The 245-nt window shown below is 69.4% G+C and carries 1 protein-coding gene; it reads left to right on the forward strand.

What is annotated here, in order from left to right:
• Positions 1 to 245 (forward strand): hypothetical protein (locus SB660_RS23025; RefSeq protein WP_410584854.1); only part of this gene is annotated, 245 nt, incomplete at both ends.

Below are 245 nucleotides of genomic sequence, written 5' to 3' on the forward strand. Positions count from 1 at the left end.
GGCACCACGCTGCTGGCCGCCTACCACACCGCCTACAACGTGGTAGGCGTATGCGTGCTGCTGCCGGCCACGAACTGGCTCACCCGGGTGGTGGAGCGGATCCTGCCGTCGAAGGAAACGGCACTCGAGCGCACGCTCGACGACAGCGCGCTGGCCCATCCGATCGTGGCGATCGAGGCGGCGCGGCGGGTCGTGGCCGATGTGCTGGGCAACGTCAGCCTGCTTGTCGTTGCACGCCTGACCGG

The organism is Bacillus sp. SIMBA_005 (assembly GCF_046535585.1).
GTDB lineage: Bacteria > Bacillota > Bacilli > Bacillales > Bacillaceae > Bacillus > Bacillus pumilus.